This is a genomic window from Lysobacter sp. SCRH-1R (genome assembly GCF_057747855.1).
On record NZ_CM173227.1, the window covers coordinates 1940640 to 1959893 of the forward strand.

At 67.1% G+C, this 19254-nt stretch carries 22 protein-coding genes and 1 pseudogene; 13 read left to right on the forward strand and 10 right to left on the reverse strand.

Going from position 1 to position 19254, the window contains the following annotated elements; translation table 11 throughout:
* The first annotated feature begins 44 nt into the window (after positions 1 to 44).
* Together azu and AC3ANK_RS08700 are read left to right on the forward strand one after the other, a co-directional pair.
* Positions 45 to 503 carry an azurin gene (gene azu, locus AC3ANK_RS08695; protein WP_484172748.1) on the forward strand — a complete coding sequence of 153 codons (459 nt, stop codon included), beginning with the start codon at positions 45 to 47 and terminating at the stop codon, positions 501 to 503.
* A 106-nt stretch (positions 504 to 609) separates the two neighbouring features.
* Positions 610 to 843, forward strand: a complete 234-nt coding sequence (locus AC3ANK_RS08700) for a hypothetical protein (RefSeq protein WP_484172749.1) — start codon at positions 610 to 612, stop codon at positions 841 to 843.
* 143 nt (positions 844 to 986) lie between these two features.
* Here the strand turns inward: AC3ANK_RS08700 and AC3ANK_RS08705 are convergent, their stop codons facing one another.
* The 3 genes from AC3ANK_RS08705 to AC3ANK_RS08715 all read right to left on the reverse strand — a co-directional run bounded on the left by AC3ANK_RS08705 (position 987) and on the right by AC3ANK_RS08715 (position 2831).
* On the reverse strand, positions 987 to 1472 hold the full coding sequence (locus AC3ANK_RS08705; protein WP_206858259.1) for a LuxR family transcriptional regulator: 486 nt from the start codon (positions 1470 to 1472) through the stop codon (positions 987 to 989).
* 512 nt (positions 1473 to 1984) lie between these two features.
* The gene (locus tag AC3ANK_RS08710) at positions 1985 to 2233 is read right to left on the reverse strand and encodes a hypothetical protein (RefSeq protein WP_206858256.1); all 249 of its coding nucleotides are present in this window, start codon (positions 2231 to 2233) and stop codon (positions 1985 to 1987) included.
* 61 nt (positions 2234 to 2294) lie between these two features.
* A complete protein-coding gene (locus AC3ANK_RS08715; protein ID WP_484172750.1) occupies positions 2295 to 2831 on the reverse strand; it encodes a carboxymuconolactone decarboxylase family protein in 537 nt (178 codons plus the stop codon).
* Positions 2832 to 2912: 81 nt separating this feature from the next.
* On the opposite strand from AC3ANK_RS08715, the gene AC3ANK_RS08720 reads away from it, so the two are divergent.
* Entirely contained in the window at positions 2913 to 3830 is a 918-nt protein-coding gene (locus AC3ANK_RS08720) for an AraC family transcriptional regulator (protein WP_484172751.1), read from the forward strand.
* A gap of 16 nt (positions 3831 to 3846) precedes the next feature.
* On the opposite strand, the gene AC3ANK_RS08725 is transcribed toward AC3ANK_RS08720, so the two are convergent.
* Complete coding sequence (locus AC3ANK_RS08725; RefSeq protein ID WP_484172752.1) at positions 3847 to 4389, reverse strand: hypothetical protein; 543 nt, start codon at positions 4387 to 4389, stop codon at positions 3847 to 3849.
* 271 nt (positions 4390 to 4660) lie between these two features.
* Here AC3ANK_RS08725 and AC3ANK_RS08730 point away from each other — a divergent pair, with 271 nt between their 5' ends.
* Positions 4661 to 5068, forward strand: coding sequence for a GFA family protein (locus tag AC3ANK_RS08730; protein WP_484172753.1), 408 nt, complete (start codon positions 4661 to 4663; stop codon positions 5066 to 5068).
* Between the two features lie 106 nt (positions 5069 to 5174).
* Positions 5175 to 6464, forward strand: coding sequence for an amidohydrolase family protein (locus tag AC3ANK_RS08735; protein WP_484172754.1), 1290 nt, complete (start codon positions 5175 to 5177; stop codon positions 6462 to 6464).
* Positions 6465 to 6495: 31 nt separating this feature from the next.
* On the opposite strand, the gene AC3ANK_RS08740 is transcribed toward AC3ANK_RS08735, so the two are convergent.
* Both AC3ANK_RS08740 and AC3ANK_RS08745 read right to left on the reverse strand, forming a co-directional pair.
* Positions 6496 to 6912 (reverse strand): TlpA family protein disulfide reductase, encoded by a 417-nt coding sequence (locus AC3ANK_RS08740; protein WP_484172755.1) that lies wholly within the window; start codon positions 6910 to 6912, stop codon positions 6496 to 6498.
* 9 nt (positions 6913 to 6921) lie between these two features.
* Positions 6922 to 7071 (reverse strand): hypothetical protein, encoded by a 150-nt coding sequence (locus AC3ANK_RS08745; RefSeq protein WP_484172756.1) that lies wholly within the window; start codon positions 7069 to 7071, stop codon positions 6922 to 6924.
* Positions 7072 to 7278: 207 nt separating this feature from the next.
* Between AC3ANK_RS08745 and AC3ANK_RS08750 the strand changes: the two genes are divergently transcribed.
* From AC3ANK_RS08750 to AC3ANK_RS08765, 4 genes are all read left to right on the forward strand, one after another.
* Complete coding sequence (locus AC3ANK_RS08750) at positions 7279 to 7995, forward strand: RNA polymerase sigma factor (RefSeq protein WP_206858236.1); 717 nt, start codon at positions 7279 to 7281, stop codon at positions 7993 to 7995.
* Positions 7996 to 8037: 42 nt separating this feature from the next.
* Positions 8038 to 8382, forward strand: a complete 345-nt coding sequence (locus AC3ANK_RS08755; RefSeq protein ID WP_484172757.1) for a hypothetical protein — start codon at positions 8038 to 8040, stop codon at positions 8380 to 8382.
* Positions 8379 to 8807, forward strand: a complete 429-nt coding sequence (locus AC3ANK_RS08760) for a DUF2231 domain-containing protein (protein ID WP_484172758.1) — start codon at positions 8379 to 8381, stop codon at positions 8805 to 8807. Before AC3ANK_RS08755 ends, AC3ANK_RS08760 begins: the two co-directional genes overlap by 4 nt.
* 112 nt (positions 8808 to 8919) lie before the next feature.
* Complete coding sequence (locus AC3ANK_RS08765) at positions 8920 to 9348, forward strand: hypothetical protein (protein ID WP_484172759.1); 429 nt, start codon at positions 8920 to 8922, stop codon at positions 9346 to 9348.
* 626 nt (positions 9349 to 9974) lie between these two features.
* Here AC3ANK_RS08765 and AC3ANK_RS08770 read toward each other — a convergent pair.
* Positions 9975 to 10832 (reverse strand): LysR family transcriptional regulator, encoded by an 858-nt coding sequence (locus AC3ANK_RS08770; RefSeq protein ID WP_484172760.1) that lies wholly within the window; start codon positions 10830 to 10832, stop codon positions 9975 to 9977.
* Between the two features lie 128 nt (positions 10833 to 10960).
* Here AC3ANK_RS08770 and AC3ANK_RS08775 point away from each other — a divergent pair, with 128 nt between their 5' ends.
* The gene (locus AC3ANK_RS08775; protein WP_484172761.1) at positions 10961 to 11611 is read left to right on the forward strand and encodes an ankyrin repeat domain-containing protein; all 651 of its coding nucleotides are present in this window, start codon (positions 10961 to 10963) and stop codon (positions 11609 to 11611) included.
* An 8-nt stretch (positions 11612 to 11619) separates the two neighbouring features.
* Positions 11620 to 13098 carry an amidohydrolase family protein gene (locus tag AC3ANK_RS08780; RefSeq protein ID WP_484172762.1) on the forward strand — a complete coding sequence of 493 codons (1479 nt, stop codon included), beginning with the start codon at positions 11620 to 11622 and terminating at the stop codon, positions 13096 to 13098.
* Between the two features lie 338 nt (positions 13099 to 13436).
* Here AC3ANK_RS08780 and AC3ANK_RS08785 read toward each other — a convergent pair whose 3' ends face one another.
* The 3 genes and pseudogenes from AC3ANK_RS08785 to AC3ANK_RS08795 form a co-directional block, all read right to left on the reverse strand.
* Positions 13437 to 14210: a bestrophin-like domain gene (locus AC3ANK_RS08785; RefSeq protein ID WP_206860446.1), complete on the reverse strand. Its 774-nt coding sequence runs from the start codon at positions 14208 to 14210 to the stop codon at positions 13437 to 13439.
* Between the two features lie 1110 nt (positions 14211 to 15320).
* Positions 15321 to 16628 (reverse strand): annotated as a pseudogene (locus AC3ANK_RS08790) (sulfatase-like hydrolase/transferase); the annotation flags it as partial.
* Positions 16629 to 16695: 67 nt separating this feature from the next.
* Entirely contained in the window at positions 16696 to 17112 is a 417-nt protein-coding gene (locus AC3ANK_RS08795; RefSeq protein ID WP_484172763.1) for a DUF1214 domain-containing protein, read from the reverse strand.
* A 197-nt stretch (positions 17113 to 17309) separates the two neighbouring features.
* Between AC3ANK_RS08795 and AC3ANK_RS08800 the strand changes: the two genes are divergently transcribed.
* Together AC3ANK_RS08800 and AC3ANK_RS08805 are read left to right on the forward strand one after the other, a co-directional pair.
* Complete coding sequence (locus AC3ANK_RS08800) at positions 17310 to 17855, forward strand: AAA family ATPase (protein WP_484172764.1); 546 nt, start codon at positions 17310 to 17312, stop codon at positions 17853 to 17855.
* Between the two features lie 70 nt (positions 17856 to 17925).
* Positions 17926 to 19251, forward strand: a complete 1326-nt coding sequence (locus AC3ANK_RS08805) for a choice-of-anchor Q domain-containing protein (RefSeq protein WP_484172765.1) — start codon at positions 17926 to 17928, stop codon at positions 19249 to 19251.
* Positions 19252 to 19254: the final 3 nt, after the last annotated feature.

The following is a 19254-nucleotide window of genomic DNA, read 5'->3' on the forward strand; positions in this document are numbered from 1 at the left end:
TCGCTTCGCTTTTCACCCACACGTTTCCATCCAAAGGAGTCGCCATGAAGTTCGTCACCCGTTCCCTCCTGTTCGCCGGCCTGCTCGGCGCTGCCGGATTCGCCCAGGCCGCCGGCAACTGCACCGTCGCGCTCAAGGGCGACGATGCGATGAAGTTCGATCTGAAGGAGGCCACCGTCTCCGCATCGTGCCCGACCATCACCGTCGAACTCACGCACACCGGCAAGCTGCCGGCCGCGGCGATGGGGCACAACGTCGTCGTCACCGCGACGAAGGACCTGGACGCCGTCGCACGCGACGGCTTCAAGGCGGGCGTCGCCGGCCACTACGTCAATTTGGCCGATGCGCGCGTGATCGCCGCGACCACGCTGGTCGGCGGCGGGCAGAAGACGAAGGTCTCCTTCCCCGGCAAGAAGCTCACCGCCGGCGGCGACTACAGCTTCTTCTGCAGCTTTCCGGGCCATTCGATGCTGATGAAGGGCAAGCTGGTCGTCACCCGGTAAGGCCACCGGGCCGCCTTAGCGGGCGGCCCTTTCCTTGCGGAGCCGTTGCGCTGAGATCGATCGGCAGCGGCTCGCGCGCAGGCTCCACACCACAAAGGAACACCGCATGGAATTCGCCGTCGCCCTCGATCTGAGTTCCGTCGATCTCGCGCGGATCGACGAAGCCCTCCGCGAAGTGGACCCCGCCGCGCTGGTCGATGCGGACGGCGGTTCGCTCCGCATCGCTGGCGTGTTCGACATACCGACGCTCGTGTCCGTCCTGCGCGATGCGGGGTGCGACGTGTCCGCGTCGGACGTGCAGCGGCTGCCTTCGGTGTGTTGTGGCGGGTGCAGCGGGTAGGGCGTTCTCAAGCGGCTTATCCAGGTGCGCATCGAACCCCGCGTGATGGGAGCTTTCGCGATCGGCGGCCCTTGTCGATCCGTACCGGATCTTGAACGGAATCCGGCGCACCCGCGCTGCGCGGCGGGTGCGCCCCTGGCGCGCTATGGCAGGCGCGTGAAGGTGTTGGTCTGCAGGATCGGCGTGCCGTCGTCGCCGAAGATGGCTTTGGTTTCGGTCATCGTGGCGCGATCCCCGCCGACCGAATAGATGCGCGTCGACGCCGGCTTGCCGTCGTCGGCCAGCTGCATCACCAGCACGTTCGACGCGGGCATCTTCACCGCGGATACGTCGGCCCAGTAGTTGCCGCCGATGCGTCCGGGGCTGCCGTCCAGCGACAGCGACGTTTCGGCATGCATCTGCTCGCCGCTGGGATGCACGATGACCACCTGCGTCGTCCATTTCCCGTCGCCGGCATCGCGGAATTCCATGGTCACGCTTCTCGGACGCGCATCCGGCGGCATCGCCAGCTTCGACACGTCGAGCGCCCAACGGCCCACCAGCGGCGAGGTATCCGTCGATCCCGCCGCTGCCGACGTCGCGCAGCAGAACATCGCGGTGGAAAGAAGCCAGTGCATCTTCGTCTTCATGAGGTTCCGCTCCCTGGTCGGCTTGTGCCTGGTCGCGATAGTACGCTTCCGGTGGGAATGACGGGTTTGTAGCTCCGTGAAGACGCAGCCTCGAAGGATGCCGGGGTCGAACAGGACCTCAGCGCTTGCTGGTTCTTGACGGCCAACGGCGTTCGGACCCCATCGCCTTCCATCTGTTCAAGTCGCATCGTGCGGGCGGGGGCCTGCAGATGCGACACCAGCAATGGCATGCGTGCAGGTTCGACTGGATTGCCCGGCGCTCGCCAGTACCGTCGCGGGAGGAACGGCGCCATCCCGCCCGGGGAACGTCGCACGCACATAGGCGGTGGCCTGCGTGCGTCCGCCGCGTTCGAACACCTGGCGGATATAGAAAGGTGCTCTCTTCGGGTTCGCCCGATGATGGCTGACAATTCATTCAAGCCGAGCCCGCTTCGCTGGCCAGCTCGATCAGGCGTTGGCCCATGTCTGCTATTGGCCGACAGCGGAGATCGAGCTGGATCACCCCGTGGGTCTCAAGCCTCGAAGGCTCCGCGTTCCGCATCGTCCACGCCGACAATCCGATCCAACCGCACGACGCCGCCATCGTCCAGGCGCATGTACTCCACCGAATCGGCCGCATGGAGATCGAGAATCCGCGCCTGAACGACGCGCAGGTGTCCCTCTTCATCGAGATAACGGATGGTCGCCGGCTGCCGGCGCACGGCAGTCGCTTCCAGCACGTCGTGGAATTCGCAATTGATGGGAACGTAGGCCTGTGACATCGGAGTCGTCCTCGAATGGCTGGCCGGGCGCATTCCCGGCCAGCGCTGGAGCGATGTGGCATCAACGCAGTTTGACGCCGGGGAAATCGACCGGAACCGCGAACGCCACGTTGACGTAGTTGGTGAACAGGTTCAGCGCGACGTGCGCGAGGATCTCGACGATTTCCTCGTCGTTGAAGCCGGCCGCGCGCAGGTCCGCGACGTCGGCGTCCGCGATCTCGCCGCGACCTTCGACCACGCGCAGCGCGAAGCGGAGCGCGGCGGCGGTCTTCGGATCCTGCGATTCGCCGCCTTGCGCGGCGGTCATCTCCTCGCTGCTGGCGCCGGCCTTGCGGCCCAGCGCGGTGTGCGCGGCGAGGCAGTATCCGCACGCGTTGCGATTGGCGATCGCCACGGCGATCTGCTCGCCGAGCTTCGCCGGAATGACGCCGCCGCCGAGCGCGCCGAACGCGCCCCACATGCTCTTCAATGCGGCCGTGGAGTTGGCGACCGCGCGGAACATGTTGGGCGTGGCGCCGAACGCCGAGTGGATCTGGCCGAGGAGGGCCTGGCGTTCGCCGTGGGTGTCTTGCGGGTTGACGAGGGGAATGCGGGACATGAGAGCGGGCTCCTGTTGGACCGTCCGGGATGGCCGGTTGAGGGGCATACTAGGGACCCGAATGGGACGATTGGTGGCGATATGTCGCTGAAAGATGGCATTCCGTCCAAGGAATCCGCGACCACTGCGGAAACGGCCGGCGCTCCGATCGACCGGCTCACGCCGGTGCTCGAACGCTTCCGCGTCCAGGCCTCGTTGTTCCATTCCGGCCCGTTGTGCGGGCATCAGGTGTTCGACGCGACACCCGGTCGCGGTTTCCTGCACGTGCTGCGCCGGGGCGAGATGGACATGCTGCACGGGCAGGGACCGCGAAAGTCGCGCACGCATCTCTCCGAGCCGACGTTGCTGCTGTTTGCGCGCGCGGTGCATCACGAGTTCATCAACCCGCCGGTCGACGGCTCGGACTTCACCTGCGCGACGCTCGATTTCGACGGCGGCGTGCGCAACCCGATCGTCCAGTCGCTGCCCGATCTCGTCGCGCTGCCGCTGGAACGGATCGCGGGACTGGGCGCCGCGCTGGACCTGCTGTTCGCCGAATCCGATCAGGTGCGATGCGGTTCCAGGCTGCTGGTCAACCGCCTGTTCGAAGTGGTACTGATCCAGGTGCTGCGATGGATCCTCGACCATCCGGAGGAAGCGCGGGTGTCGCAGGGAATGATGATGGGCCTGTCCGATCCGAGGCTCGCCAAGGCGCTGATCGCGCTGCATGAAGCGCCGGATGCGGACTGGTCGCTCGAACGCATGGCCGCCACCGCGGGCATGTCGCGAAGCGCGTTCGCCGCCGCGTTCAAGGCGGCCACCGGCACGACGCCGGCCGCGTATTCGCTGGACTGGAAACTCAACGTGGCGACCTCGCTGCTGCGCGCCGGGCGATCGGTGAAGCAGGTCGCGCTGGACCTGGGATTCGTCGATGCGCCGTCGTTATCGCGCGCGTTCCGCAGGAGGACGGGCTCGTCGCCGCGCGAGTGGCTGACGCTGCATCAGGGAACGACGGGGTAGGCGGCGCTACCGCACGCTATCCGCCGATCACATGCACCTTGGGCTTGCCGTCGGTCTGTTCGAAGCGGAATCGATACACCAGCGTGACGGCCTGCGGAACCGACTTGCCGCCGTCGCAACTGGCCACGGCGCGCTCCTTGTCCGCCACATTGCGGAAAACGCATCGCAGCGCGGGGTCGAACTTCCACGTCCGGGCAGCCTGTTCCGATGCGGCGAGGAACTCGGGCTCGGCACCCGCGGGGCAGAACTCCGTGACCGGCGCCTTGTAGACGACGGTGACGGCGCCCTTCTCGTCGATGCCCACCTTCAGGCACACCGTGCGCGGCGGCAGGTTGCGGCCAAGCAGGTCCTGCGGATAGCTCGGGTGGACGTTCTTCATGTCGTCCAGCGGGAGCAGGAACGACTCGTTGTCGGCCAGCACCAGGCGATCGCCCTGCGTGGCCGTGCCGGTTGCGGGTGTAGGCGCCGACGTCGCGGCGGCGACCGTCTGCGCATCCGACCACCCCGCGTAGCCGCAGGCCAGCGCCGCGATGCTTCCCAACGTCGTCCACCTGGTCATCGGTTCTCTCCTGTTTGATCGCGTGGGGCGAGGTGCGGTTGCGGAGTGCACTGCCCGAAGGCGGGCAGGGTTCGGCCTTGTATTACAGCCGAACGTAATGGCGTTGCCTTGAGCGGCCAAGGGGGCGAGCGCGCGTGCGTATCGATGGGCCGGATAGGGCTGCAGCGGTGTCGGCCCCGGGTGCGCTTCGCTTACCCGGGCTACCAGAGCGGGCGCGCGCCTGGATAGCAGAGTAGTCTTCGCCCGACAGCGGATACACCGGAGGCGGTCGATGATCACCGGTCGATGCTTGTGCGGCGCGGCGCAGTACCGGTCGCCGGGGCCGGCGCTGTTTTCCTGCATATGCCACTGCCGCGACTGCCAGCGCGCATCGGGCACCGGCGGCGTGCCGGTGCTCGGCGTGGACAAGACGTCGTTCGCGTCATCGGGGCCGATCAGGCAGTCGATCACGCAGGGCGGCAGCGGCCAGCCCGCGATCCGGAATTTCTGCACGCAATGCGGCAGCCTGCTGTTCGGCACGCCGCAGTCGGCGCCAGGGTTCGTGACGATCTACGCGGGCAGCCTGGACGATCCGACGCTGTTCGAGCCGCGCGAGGCGCTCTTCGTCGGGCAGCGTCCGCCGTGGGCCAGGCTCGCCATGCAACTGGTCGAACATGCGGCGCATCCAGACAGTGGATGACCGCCTCGCGTGCGGTGCGGAGATGCGGATCGATTTCCTGACTTCTGGCGGTTCACCGCGCAGGCCGCGTGTTGCACGATGCGGCTTTCCACATGAGGAGCGCCCAATGGCGAACGTCGTTCAAGGAATTCACGCACTCGCTGGCGCCGTGCTCCTCGCGCTGGCGAGTCCCGCGCTGGCGCAGGATCTGGCGGTGGTGGGCGCACGGGTGTATCCCGCGCCCGATGTCGCACCGATCGACGATGCGACGGTGTGGATCCGCGACGGCCGCATCGCGGCGGTCGGTCCGCGCGGGAGCATCAAGGTGCCCGACGGCGTGCGCGTGATCGACGGCCGCGGCAACAGCGTCACCGCGGGTTTCTGGAACAGCCACGTGCACCTGACCTCGCCGCCGTTCCTCGATCCCGACGAACGACCCGCGCAGGCGCTGAACGACGCATTGCGCGAGCGCTTCACGCGCTGGGGCTTCACGACGCTGTTCGACATCTCCTCGCTTCCGGGCGACGTGCGCGCCCTGCGCGCGCGCATCGAGCGGGACGAAGTCGTCGGGCCGCAGTTGCTGACCGTCGACATGCCGTTCTTCCCGGAGCACGGCACGCCGATCTACGTGCGCGAGTTGTGGCAGCGCACGAAAACGCCCAGCGGCGAGGTTGCCACCGCCGAACAGGCGCGGGCGCGCGCGGCGGCGCAGCTCGAAGCGGGCGCGGACGGCGTGAAGTTGTTCACCGGCGCGATCGTCGGGCCACCGCAAGGCGTGTTGCCGATGTCGCGCGAGATCGCCCGCGCCGCGGTGGACGAAGCGCACGCGCACGGCAAGCCGGCGTTCGCGCATCCGACCGATCAGGCGGGCCTGGAGGTTGCGCTCGACAGCGGCGTCGACGTGCTGGTGCATGCGGCGCCGGATGCGGGCGAGTGGTCGCCGGCGTTCGTGGAGCGCCTCAAGTCCGAAGACGTGGCCTTCGTGCCCACGCTGACGCTGTTCGAATCCGAGCTGCGTCGCGAGAACGCGCCCGAATCGGTGGTGAAGCGTTTCGTCGGCAGCGCGCAGCAGCAGCTCGGGGCGATGGCGCGCGGCGGCGGGCAGATCCTGTTCGGCACCGACGCGGGTTACATCGAGACCTACGACACGCGTGCGGAGTACCGCCTGATGGCCGGCGCCGGCCTGGACTGGCGGCAGATCCTCGCCAGCCTGACCACCGCGCCGGCGCAGCGCTTCGGTCAATCGAAGGTGCGCGGCCGGCTGGAGGAGGGATACGCGGGCGATCTGGTCGTGCTCGGCACCGATCCGCAACGTGCGTCGGACGCGTACGCCGACGTGCGGATGACCGTGCGGGGCGGGGAGGTGATCCATGACGCCAGAGCGCCTGTCGCGCCTCCTGCATCGGCAGACGATTGAGGGCGCCGCGCGCAGCGGCGTCCGTCAGGAGTCAGGGCGCAGGTCCGGTTGCAGCCGGCGGACTCGTCGCAGCTGACGCTGCCGTCGTGGCATCGGGAGCAGGGGCCTTCAACAGCCGGTTGAGATCGGCGGCGATCTCGTCCAGGTCGTCTTCGGTGTAGCCACGACGGACGCTGTCCACGCGTCCATCCTTCCCGATCATCAGCATGTGCGGGATCGACTGGACGCCGTAGGCCTCGCCTATGCGGCCGGTGGCGTCGCTGGTGAGGGTCAGCGTCAGGTCCTTGAGCCTGCGCTTGATGGCGCGGTACGTGTTGCGGTCTTCCTTCCAGTTGACCGCGATGACTTCGATGCGGTCCTTTCCGGCGAGATTCTGGATGTTCTCCAGGACAGGAAGTTCCTTGAGGCAGTAGGGGCACCATGTCGCCCAGAAGGTGACGATCACCACCTTGCCGCGCTAGCTTTCCAGCGAGATCGGCTGGCCCGATTCGTCCTTGCCGAACAGGTCCGGCGGCACGTCGCCGCTGTCGACCTTCGGCGCCGCGGCGTGCGCACCGAACGCCATCGCGCACGCCAGCAGCACGCAGGCCGTCCATCGCTTGATCATGCCCCTGTCCCCCTGGTCGCTCCTGCGACTTTGATTGCGAACTTAGCATGTGGGATGAGGGGCGCGGGCCAGTGCCAGGTTCGTGGCCATGCGCACGCACTGATGCAGGCAGGCTGGTCCTCTTGAGGGATTGCCAGCCTCAGCGGTGCGAACCCGGGAACCTCACGCCCGCTGCCGCATCCGATGAGTAGAAGGAGGGAAAACACCATGGCCAGGCCAGGCAACATGCTTTCCGTCGACTACGCCTCGATGGACGACGCCGCGCTGGTGGGAGCGGTGCGTAATGGCGACCGCGAGGCGTTCCGCCACATCATGCGGCGCAGCAACCAGCGGCTGTTCCGCGTGGCGCGCGGCGTGGTCAACGACGACGCCGAAGCCGAGGACGTGGTCCAGGAGGCGTATGCGCATGCGTTCGAGAAGCTCCCGACCTTCCGGGGCGACGCCGCGCTGCTGACCTGGCTGACGCGCATCGTGCTCAACGAAGCCTATGGGCGACTGCGCGGGCTTCGCCTTGTCGTGGGTGTTGAACAAATCGAGGCATCGCAGATGGACAGCGCAAGCATCCTTCCGTTTCCCGCGAAGTTCGGCGACGAGGACCCCGCCGCCGCGACGGCGCGCGACCAGGCGCGCAGGTTGATCGAACAGGCCATCGATCATCTGCCCGAGCCGTTCCGGATCGTGTTCGTCATGCGCGAAATCGAGAACTGCACGGTCGAGGAAACCGCGGCCAGCCTCGACCTGCGCCCCGAAACGGTGAAGACGCGCCTGCACCGCGCGCGTCGCCTGTTGCGTGCGGCGCTGCACGACACCTTGTCGGAGACCTTGCACGACGCGTTCCCGTTCCTCGGGGCGCGCTGCGATCGCATGACCGACGCGGTGATGCAACGGCTTCGCATGCAGGACACCGATTCGCGTGGCGACTGACATCACCGCGCCGTTGCTTCCAGAACCCGACGGAGGATCGACATGTTGATCTATGCACTGTGCATTTTCGCCATCGCCGCGCTGGGCGGGCTGGTGCTGGCCGCCAGCGTGCTGAGGGGTCGACTGGCGCTCTGGGCGATCTCGCTGCTGCACGCCTTGCTGGGGGCCAGCGGCCTGGTGTTGCTGGTCGTCGTCGTGCTGCAGGGTTCGGCGGCCGGACGCGTCACCGCGGCGTTGGGTCTGCTGGTCCTGGCGGCGCTGGGCGGCTTCTATCTCGCGTCGATCCACCTGCGCAAGAAGGTCGCGCCGAAAGGCGTGGTTTTCCTGCACGCGGGCGTCGCCGTGGTCGGGTTTCTCACGCTGCTCAGCGCGGTGCTGGGGATATGAAGCATCCGCTGCATCCCGCGCTGGTCCACTTCCCGATCGCGACGTGGTCGCTGGGCACCGCGGGCGACCTCGCGAGCCTGCTGTGGGGAGAGCCCGCGTGGCGGTTCGCGGGCGTGTCGATCGTGGTCGGCGTCGTCACCGCCCTCGCGGCCATGGCGACGGGCTTCGTCGAACTGCTGAAACTGGACGCCGACAGCGCGGCGAACCGGGACGCCACGCGCCACATGCTGCTCATGATGACCACCTGGTGCTGCTACGCCGCGAGCCTGTTCTTCCGCCTGGACGGAACCACGCTGGCCCGCCCCGACGCGCTCGGCATCGGACTGAGCACACTGGGCTTCGTCGCCATGGGTCTAGCGGGGTGGATGGGCGGGAAGCTCGTGTACGAGCATGGGGTTGGTGTGCGGAAGCGTCCGGTTTCGTGATTGCGGGCGGTGGCGGGTCATGGAGCATGGCGCGGTGTTGATGTCCGCTTTCGGCCCTAAGCGGACATTATTCGAGGTCTTTCGGCAATGCATTCGTCGATCTGGAGTTCACATGAAACACCTCGTTGTCTTTGCTGCTGCGATGGCCTTCTCCGCGTCGGCAGCGGCGCGATCCATTGAAGTGTGTCCCGAGTTGCCTGGCTACTCCAATTTGGCTTGGTCCTACCAAGAAGGACCGGACTTCGATGTTTGCTACGCCCGTGAACCTGGTTCGGAAGCCACCGCCTTCGGCGCCTATCTCGGCAACCATCCCAGCTTTCATTCGGACGGAGCTGTCCGTAGCGGCAAGGGCCGGGTCGCGGGTAGGCGCGTCGCGTGGTATCACCTGGACGCGACAGAGGGCGAGCAGCCGTGGGGCCGGCAGACCTTATTGATGCTGGATAGAAAGAACGGGTATGTCGCGCATATTTGGGTGATGGCCGACACCGAACAGCAACTGCAAGATAGGCTTTCGGTATTGGAACGAATGGTGATCCGATGACGGCTGCTGGCCGATAGCGGACATGCGGGACAGGACGGGCGGGCGAGCAGTGCCAATGTTCGTGGTCGACGCATACCGGACATTCGTATTTCATGGAGGATGACCGATGGAGCGCGCTGAAACATCCGCAGGACGAGCCTCGGCCGCGGTGCTGTTCACGCTGGTTGCGTTCCTGTGCGCCGGGTGCTCGCGGGATACTTCGAGGGTGACGGGAAAGGCACCGGAGCAATCGATCACTTCAGCACAGCACTTCCCGCCCCCTCCGGACGTCGGGGACATCGGGCACTTTCACCAATGCCGGCAACGACCACAGCATGAGCTAAATCCGTATCAATCCTGTCTCGCGGCAAGGCTGGGCGCTGCGCAATGTACGCCTGCTGTCGACTGCGTGCTGACCTGCCTGGCCAGCCCGGACGGCCGGAACGTGGGAGGCGGCTGCGACCACGTGTGCTTCGGCTACAACGTCTACCACGAGTGGAAGGATCGACCTGCGGCGATGGACGAATGCCGGCAGGACCGCACTGCCGGCGAACGCTTCGAACGTGAGGCGTCCGCTCCGGGCCGATAGCCGACGTCGCCTCGATCGTCGGCGCAACAATGCTGAAGAGGTGTCGCCCCTGGCCGCCTCAATCCCCCACCTTCGCAAGCTCATCGCACCTCAGCGCAAGGCTCGTCGCCAGTTCGAGCGTCGCGGGAGACGCGCCGGCGGGATGGTGCATCGCCAGCCAGAGCGCGGGCGACTGCGCGAAGCCTTCCTTCTTTCCAAGCAGCCGATGGGAAGAGAGCACCGCGCGCAGCGGCAGCAGGCTGAGACCGAGGCCGTCGCCGACGGCCGCCTGCAGGTTCGCGAGGTTCGGGCTGCTGTAGGCCACGTGCCAGTTCCGGCGCTGCGCATCGAGCCAGCCGAAGATCTCCTCGCGGTACAGGCCGCCTTCCGGGAACACGGCCACCGGCACGGGATCGCGGTCAAGGCAGGGGTGGCGGAGGCTGTCCACCCACGCCAGTTTCTCCGGCCACGCGCGGACGCCGCCGGGACGACGCTGCTTCGCCAGGATCAGTTCGAACTCGCCGCGTGCGTACCGCGCGATCAGGTCGTTGCTCAGGCCGCTGGTGACTTCGAGCCGCACCACCGCGCCGCGGCGCCGTGAGAACGCCGCGAGCGTGGGCGTCAGTGCCCGTCCACCGAGGTCTTCCGGAAGGCCGATGCGGATGACCTCCTGCCGCGGCGCCTGGCCCATGGCGGCGCGCGCTTCCGTGCCCAGCGCCAGCAGTCGTCGCGCGTAGCCCAGCAGGCGTTCGCCGGCTTCGGTCGTGGTCGCTTGCGGGCCGCTGCGGTCCAGCAGGACGTGCCCGGCGTCCTGTTCCAGGCGCTTCACCTGCTGGCTGACGGTCGACTGGGTCAGGTGCAGCGTCTCGGCCGCGCGGGTGAACCCCCCCTGTTCGACCACGGCGACGAAGGCACGCAGCAGCGTGGGATCGTACATGGCTATTCGATTCTCCACTGATCTGGATGGATTTATTCAATTTTACAATGGTGCGGGACGACTCCTAGGCTTGCTCCATGGTCGCAGTCGGCACGACTGGAGCACGCATGCGTTCGGGAGCGAAGATCATGGCAACGATGGTGGGCGTCGCCTCGGTGGCGGCAATGGCGACGGGGTTCGCCCTGTCGAAGGACACGCTGTTGGTGGAGGCCGCTGAGTCGGGCCATACGCGCACGGTCGAGCGGCTGCTGCGCGATGGCGCCGATATCGAGCAGCGCGACTGGCGCGGACGCACGGCGCTGCTCGCCGCGACGCACGGCGGCCGCGTGGAGACCGCGCGTGTGCTCATCGGCGCCGGTGCCGACGTGAATGCGAAGGACGCGATCGACGACAGCCCGTACCTGTACGCGGGCGCGCGCGGGCACCTGGAGATCCTCGAACTGACGCTCGCGCACGGCGCGGACCTGCACAGCACCAACCGCTATGGCGGCACGGCGCTGATTCCGGCTGCGGAACGCGGCCACGTGGAAACCGTCCGCAGGCTGATCGACATCGGCGTCGACGTCGACCACGTCAACCGGCTGGGATGGACGGCGCTGCTCGAGGCGGTGATCCTCGGCGACGGAGGCGAACGTCATCAGGCGATCGTGCGTTTGCTGCTGGAGGCGGGCGCGGATCAGGCGATCGCCGATCGCGAAGGCGTGACGCCGATGGAGCATGCGCGCCGGCTGGGCTACACCGGGATCGAAGCGATCCTGGCAGAGGAGGGCACGCGATGAGTCGCGCCATGACATCCATCGATCATGCCCTGCGGGGCTGTGCCCGCGGGCTGCTGGCGTTCACCCTGTCGATGCTCGCGGCAGGGCCGCTGCTGGCGCGCGAAGCGGCCTCCGAACCGGTCGACGTGCTGGTGCGCGATGTGACCCTCATCGACGTGGTGGACGGAAAACGCCACGCGCACCGCGACCTCGCGCTGAGCGACGGGCGCATCGTCGCCATCACCGGAACCGCCGCGAAGCCCGACCGCAAAGCGCGCCGGATCGTGGACGGCCGCGGCAAGTACGCGATCCCCGGCCTGTGGGACATGCACGTCCACTTCGGCGGCGGCGAGAAGCTGATCGAGGAGAACCGCGCCCTGTTGCCGCTGTACGTCGCCCATGGCATCACCGCGGTGCGCGACGCCGCCGGCGATCTCAGCGCCAGCGTCTTCCAGTGGCGCGACGCGATCGCCGCCGGGCGCGAGGCCGGGCCGACGATCTTCACCTCCGGGCCGAAAATCGAAGGCAAGGACTCGATCTGGCCCGGCGACATCGAGATCGACAGCGAAGCCGGACTCGACCAGGCCCTCGACCGCCTCGCCGCCGAGCGCGTGGATTTCATCAAGATCACCGACAACACGCTGAGCCCGGCGCTGTTCCTGAAGGCGCTGGAGAAGGTGAAGGCGCGCGGCATGATCAGTTCCGCGCACATTCCGATGGCCGTTCCGGTCGCGCAGGCCAGCGACGCGGGCCTGGGGTCCATCGAGCACATCGCCTACGCGTACAAGGCGGGCGCCCCGGGCGAGGCCGAACTGAGCCGGCGTTTCGCGGCGGGCGAACTGGATTCGCGCGGCGTCTGGGACCAGGTCGACGCGACGTTCGACGAGAAATCGGCACGCGTGGCGTATCGCCGGCTCGCCCGCATCGGCACCGCGGTGACGCCGACGCTCAACGGCAGTCTCGTCACGGCGTACCTGGACCAGAACGACCACGCCAGCGACGACTACCTCAAGTACATCGGCCCCGGCCTGCAGGCCACGTACGCGTGGCGCGTGGAGCGCGCATCGAAGGACGATGCGGCGGCCATCGCCCGTCGCCACCGGCGCTTCGAAACGCAGGCGGCGATCCTGCCGCTGTTGCAGGAGGCCGGCGTCACGATCCTCGCGGGCACCGATGACGGCTTCCTCAATTCGTTCAACTACCCGGGCATCGCGCTGCACGAGGAACTGGCGTTGTTCGTGCGATACGGCCTCACGCCGCTCCAGGCGTTGCAGTCGGCGACGATCAACGGCGCGCGTTTCCTGCACAAGGACGCGACGCACGGCTCCCTGGTGGAAGGCAAGGCCGCCGACGTGGTGCTGCTCGATGCGGACCCGATGAAGGACATCGGCGCGATCCGCCGCATCGACACCGTCATTCTGCGAGGCGAGGTCCACGACCGCGAGGCGTTGGATGGCATGCTGGAAGATGTCCGCAAGCGTGTTGCTGCGATGCCTGCGGAAGGGTAACGCCGGCAAGGAGGATGTTGATGCTAATGTCCGCTTCCGACCGATGCCGCGCATGCTTCCGGGTCGTCTGGCTGTCTCTTGCTCGAGGATGGATCGACGTTGAATTCCCGCTGCAACATCTGCGGTCGCACGCTCGGAATTGCAGCGGATCCGCTTTCGATCGATTGCGGCGGTGATTGCTGGGGATGCGTCGGTCCGATGGAAAGCGGGTGGCCCTCGTCTGGCGCCAGGGTCGTGGAAGAAATCGAGGCGGGGCTTCGCGAGCCGGACGGCAGCGCGAAGCCGCCGCCGGACGGATAGCCGGCAGCGCCAACGCGCCAGCCCGCGTGATTACAGCATTACGGCCGCCCAGGCCCCATCGAGTCCCGCAGATCCAGCATCGGCTGCTGCGGCACATTGATCATCCCGGTGGATGGCCGATCCAGATCGATCACCAACGCCGCCGCCAGCGTGAACAGCGCAAGCAGCAACGTGGTGGACCTGCGGTGCGAAGCGCGTTCGTAGCCGGCCATCGCCGCGGCCAGCAGCGCGAACAGCCACAGCATGCGCAGGATGCGCGGCGGGACGTGCGCCTGGCGCGTGGCGAAGCGTTCGGCGGCCAGGTCGATGGAGTCGTTGGTCGTGCTCACCAGCAGCGATGCGCGCGGCGTGTCGCGGAAGGACGCGGTGGCCGACATCAGCGTCGTCCAAAGCTCGTTCTGCAGGGCTTCGGTACGCCGCTGCTGCTGCAATTCCTCGTCCGCATTGCGCGCCTTGCCGAAGGCGAGCCGCGCGTCCACGTAGCGCCGCAGCTGCGCCTGCATGCGCTCGCGGTCGGGTGAATCGAGCAGCTGCGTGCGCAGCCACGTCGTGCCGAGCGCATTGGCTTCCTTCACCACCAGTACGCGGCGCTCCTCGTAGCGCGACAGCGCGATGGAGAAGGTGAAGCCGATCAGCAGCGCGAACAGGCCCAGTACCGAGGTCATCGCGAAGGCGTCGGTGTCCGTCGCGGAAGAACCGCGGCGCCGTCGCACGTAGGCGCCGACCTCGCGCGCGACGATCAGGCTCGCGAAGAACACCAGCGCCAGCAGCCACAGCGGCGCATAGGGGAACGACGAGGAGTACGTGCCCATCCAGCCTCCCGACAGCTTGACGAACGCACTGCGCCGCCTGGGCAGCGCAGTGCGACAGGAACGCGCCGATGCGAGAGCCGACGCTCAGTCCGCCGCCATCGCCGCCGCCGCGAGCTTCTCCAGGTCCAGGTACTGCGCCTTCTCGACCGTGACGCCGACGAACTGGATGCGTCCGCCCTTGAAGTCACCCGGCGTAATGTACTCCTCGCTCACCGCGTCGCCACTGTCGCGGCCGATGCACAGGCCATCGCCCGACAGCGTGAACTTGCCCAGCTGCGTCTTCATCCTGCCCTCGGCTTCCACCTGGTCGTTGACGTACAGGCGCGTGGAGCCCAGCGATTCGCCGTGCGGGCCGGCCTCCTCGCGGGTGAACTCCATGCCCAGCGTATAGCGGCCGGGTTTGAGCTGCGTCTTGGACACGAATTTCTGCTCCGGCTTGATGCCCAGGAAGTTCGATACGTAGTAGAGCTTGCGATCCTTGATGAACAACGCGTGCCCGCCAAAGCGCGAACCGTGCGCGAAGATCACGCCCGAACAGTCGGCGTCGTCGATCTCCACGTCCGCGAGGATCTTGTACGAACGCCCGCGAGTGTTCACCGCCACGCCTTCCGGCACCGGCGAGGTGCCCGGATAGTAGATGTAGCGCTCGCGCGGCGGCTCTTCGGTGGGGCGCTCCACGCCCAGCAGTTCGGCCGCGCTGCGATCGTCCAATGGCAGCACCTTGTTCTTCTCGGCTTCCTCGAACCACGCCTTCACCAGCGCCTCGACCTTCTCCGGATGCTGGTCGGCGAGGTTCGTCGATTCCGAACGGTCCTTGTCGACATGGAACAGCTCCCACTGGTCCTTGTCGAAATGCCCCTTGCCGGTGAGTGGTGCGTGCAGCGCCGCGACTTTCCAGCCGTCTTCCCACAAGCCGCGCGTGCCGAGCATGGCGTAGTACTGGCGTTTCTTCCGGGTCGGCGCTTCGGGCGTGGCGTCGAAGGTATAGCGCATCGAGATGCCCGACAGCGGATACTGCTCCACGCCGCGGTAGACCTTGGGCATTTCCAGTCCGCAGGCTTCCAGGATGGTCGGCACCAGGTCCACCGAATGATGGTACTGGTTGCGCACCTCGCCCTTGGCCTTGATGCCCCTGGGCCAGTGGATGACCATCGGGCACGCGGTGCCGCCGGCGTACTGCGAATAACGTTTGAACATCGGGTAGGGCGTGGAGAACGCCACGGCCCAGCCGGTGGGGTAGTGGTTGTAGGTCTCGGGTCCGCCGAGCACGTCGAGGTATTTCAGGTTTTCGGACAACTCGTCGGGATAGTTGTTGAAGAACTTGTTCTCGTTGACCGAGCCCGACGGGCTGCCTTCGCCCGATGCGCCGTTGTCGGCGCAATAGAACACCAGCGTGTTCTCCAGCTGGCCGCTCTGTTCGAGGTAATCGATGATGCGGCCGATCTGCGTGTCGGTGTATTCGGAGAATCCCGCATACACCTCGGCCATGCGCGCGAACAGGCGCTTTTCCTCATCGTTGAGCGAATCCCACGGCCGCACCGCATCGGCGACGTTCGCCACGCCGTCGGGAACCGGATTGATCGGCGTGAGCTTCGTGCCGGCCGGCAGCATGCCGCGCTCGATCATCCGTTCCATCACCCATTCGCGGTACGCCTCGTAGCCGTCGTCGAACTTGCCCTTGTACTTGTCGACGTATTCCTTCGGCGCATGATGCGGCGCGTGGTTCGCACCCGGGCACAGCCACATGAACCACGGCTTGGACGGATTGCTCGCCTTCTGGTCGCGGATCATCTGCAGCGCCTGGTCGACCAGATCCTTCGACAGGTGATAGCCGTCCTCCGGCCCGTAAGGCTGGTCGATGAACCGGTTGTCCTCGACCAGGTCCGGATACCACTGGTTCGTCTCGCCGCCGATGAATCCGTAGAAGCGGTCGAAGCCCTTCTGCACCGGCCATTCGGAACGGTTGCCGCCGGCGCAGATGTCCTGCTCGGGCACGTTGTGCTGCTTGCCCAGCCAGAACGTGCTGAAGCCGTTTTCCTGCAGCACCTGGCCGATGGTGGCGCATTCCTCGGGCGTGCGCCCGCTCCAGCCGGGATAGCCCTGCGCGCCTTCGGTGATGCACGACATGCCGTTGAGATGGTGGTTGCGTCCGGTGAGGAACGTCGAGCGCGTCGGCGAGCACAACGCCGTCGTATGCCACTGCGTGTAGGTGAGCCCGCCATCGGCGAGCCGCTGCAGCGTCGGCATGTGGATGCGCCCGCCATACGGCTCCCACGCGGCTTGGCCGGTGTCGTCGTACAGGATGATCAGGATGTTGGGCGCACCGTCCGGCGCCTTCGGTGGGGTGTACGGGTCCCAGTCCGGGGTGGAATCGCGAACGTCGAGCTTGATGACGCCCTTGAACGGTTTCCTCGCCATGATCCTGCCTCCTGAGTTGTTCACGCACGCTCGGTAGTGCGCGATGGGGGAACTTCGCCGCGCGCGGTTACGTGCGCTCGTCCTTGCGCTTGAGGTTCTTGTTCCTGGTGCCCACCGAACAACGGTTGAGCGCGTTGCGATGGAACAGGTGCTTGTCGTTGTAGCGCGTGAGCGACCAGCAGCCGTTCACCGGCGGTTTCCGGCCCGCCGGGAAGGTCACGCTGTGGCCATGCGCATGCATGCCGAAGCCCGCACCTGGCGCCAGCCTCGCAGCCGTGCCTTGGCCCGGGTCGACGCCGTTGACGGTCAACGCGTGCGAGGAACCCAACGGAACGAACAGCGCGCCGACGTCCGCCAGGCACGCGGCTCGATCGAAGTTTCCAGCGACATCGTCGCCGTGCATCAGCATGACCGCGCCCGGTTCGACCGCGCGCAGGCGCCACGGCTGGCTCGCGGCCTGGACGGGCAGGTAGCGCCCGTCCACGCCCGCGGCGCATCGGCGAACTCGTCGAATTCGGAACAGACAAGGCCGACCATGCCTTCTCCGGACAGGCGGGAATATTTGCCCGATTTACGTAGCGACGGCGCGCCACGCCGCGCATAGTCGCATCGTCCTGCGTGAAGACCGGGCATACGGACGTGAACAGGATCGCGCGTCGTGTTCTGGAGTGAGGGCTTCTGGTGTGCGTCATCACGCCCGCCGGTGAGCCGGTCGCGCGCGGATACGCGGCAACGCGTGCCCGCACGAGTCGAGCGCGACGAACCGCCGATCATTGCGGGTTCGACGAGGAAGCGGAACGCCGCCGCCATGCGGATACCGCGCTTGTCGCGCAACCGTGGCCTGCGATCCACACGCGCGATCGCTGGCGACGGGTGGACTTCGAGCGTGCGCAACGATCGTTCGAACGCACCGTGACCGCGTATACGGAAAAGGGATACCGCTGCTGCGTGATCCCCAGGTGTCGGTCGAAGCGCGGGTGGCGTTCGTTCTCCAGCAGATCGGGATGCGCGATTGAGGTGGCGCCTTGCCGTTGCGCAGGGGCTCGCAGGAAGTCCGCCTCTGGCCGAAAGCAGCGCGTGGGTGCTGCCCCATGCAAAGGCCCGCATCGTGCATCTGCCGCGACGTGGCGAGCTCAACCGCTCCGCACATCGTCCATACCGCAAATCACGAAACCTCCATCACTCAGCCTCGTGAACACTGCGCGACAGCGCCGCTGTTCACCATGAACAAGCGTGCCTTTCCCCTCGAGCGGGACGATACTCGGCCGGTGCGTCGTCCACTGCCCGGGAGGGGACCATGTACGCGCATCCACTCCGTTTCGCGCTCGCCGCGCTCGCGGCGCTGATCGCCGCCGGCGGCTTTCCGTCGCCCGCCCACGCCGCCACGCGCGTGGTCGCCAACTGCAACGACAGCGGCGCGGGCAGCCTGCGCAACGCAATCTCCGTTGCGCAGAGCGGCGACAACATCGACCTGCTCGGACTCGCGTGCACGCGCATCCTGCTGACCTCCGGGCAGCTGGTGGTTCCGCAGGCGTCGTTGACGTTGCTCGGACGCAACCGCGACGCGCTCACGCTGGACGCCAACGCGAACGGCCGCGCGATACGGCACACCGGCACGGGCACGCTGCGCGTGTATCGCATGACGGTGGCCAATGGCCGCATCGCCGCGAGCGTCGCCGAGGGCGGATGCATCGCGTCGGCCGGCACGGTCGAGCTGATCAGTTCGGCGATCCACCATTGCCAGGCCATCGCGAGCGGCGGGCTGGATCCATGGGCCTATGGTGGCGCGGTGAGCGCGCGCAACGTGCTGCTCGCGCACAGCCGGGCCCACGCGAACCTGGCCGAAGCCGGCAACGGCGGCGCGTTGCATGCGTGGGGACACATCAACCTGCATTACAGCCAGGTGCTGGGCAGTTCGGCGTACTTCGGCGGCGGGGTGTACGCCAATTCGGTGGCGGCCACCTATTCGCTGGTGCGCAACAACGTGGCGAGCGGCGGCGGTGGCATCTACATCTCCGCACAGCAACCGGCGGAGCTGAGCCTGCTGCTGAACAAGAGCACCGTGGCGACCAACCATTCCACCGGCTGGGGCGGCGGGGTGGACGCCGGAGGCGCGCCGGATCCGGCGCTGATCATCGACAGCACGATCTCCGGCAACATCGGCTACTACAGCGGCGCTTCGCTGCCCGCGCGCACGCGCATCCTCAACAGCACGATCACCGCGAACGAGGAACGCAATCCGCAATGCAACGGTGCGCTCGATCCGACGCTCGAACTGCACATGGAGAGCACGATCGTCTCCGGGAACCTGTGCCCGTCAGGCGGCGTCGACATCGGCGCGATGTTCGACGACGCGCCGGTCACCGGCAGCCACAACCTGGTCGGAGTGTCGCTCGCGCCGCTGCCGCCCGACACCATCGTGAGCAGCGATCTGCTGCTCACGCCACTGTTCAACAACGGCGGCCCGACGCCGACCCATGCGCCCGAGCACGGCAGCCCCGCGATCGATCGCGGCAGCAATCCGCAGAATCTCCAGTACGACCAGCGCGGTCCGGGATTCCCGCGCGTACAGGGTGCGTTCGCCGAGATCGGCGCCGTCGAGAGACCCGCGCCGAGACCGTGACGC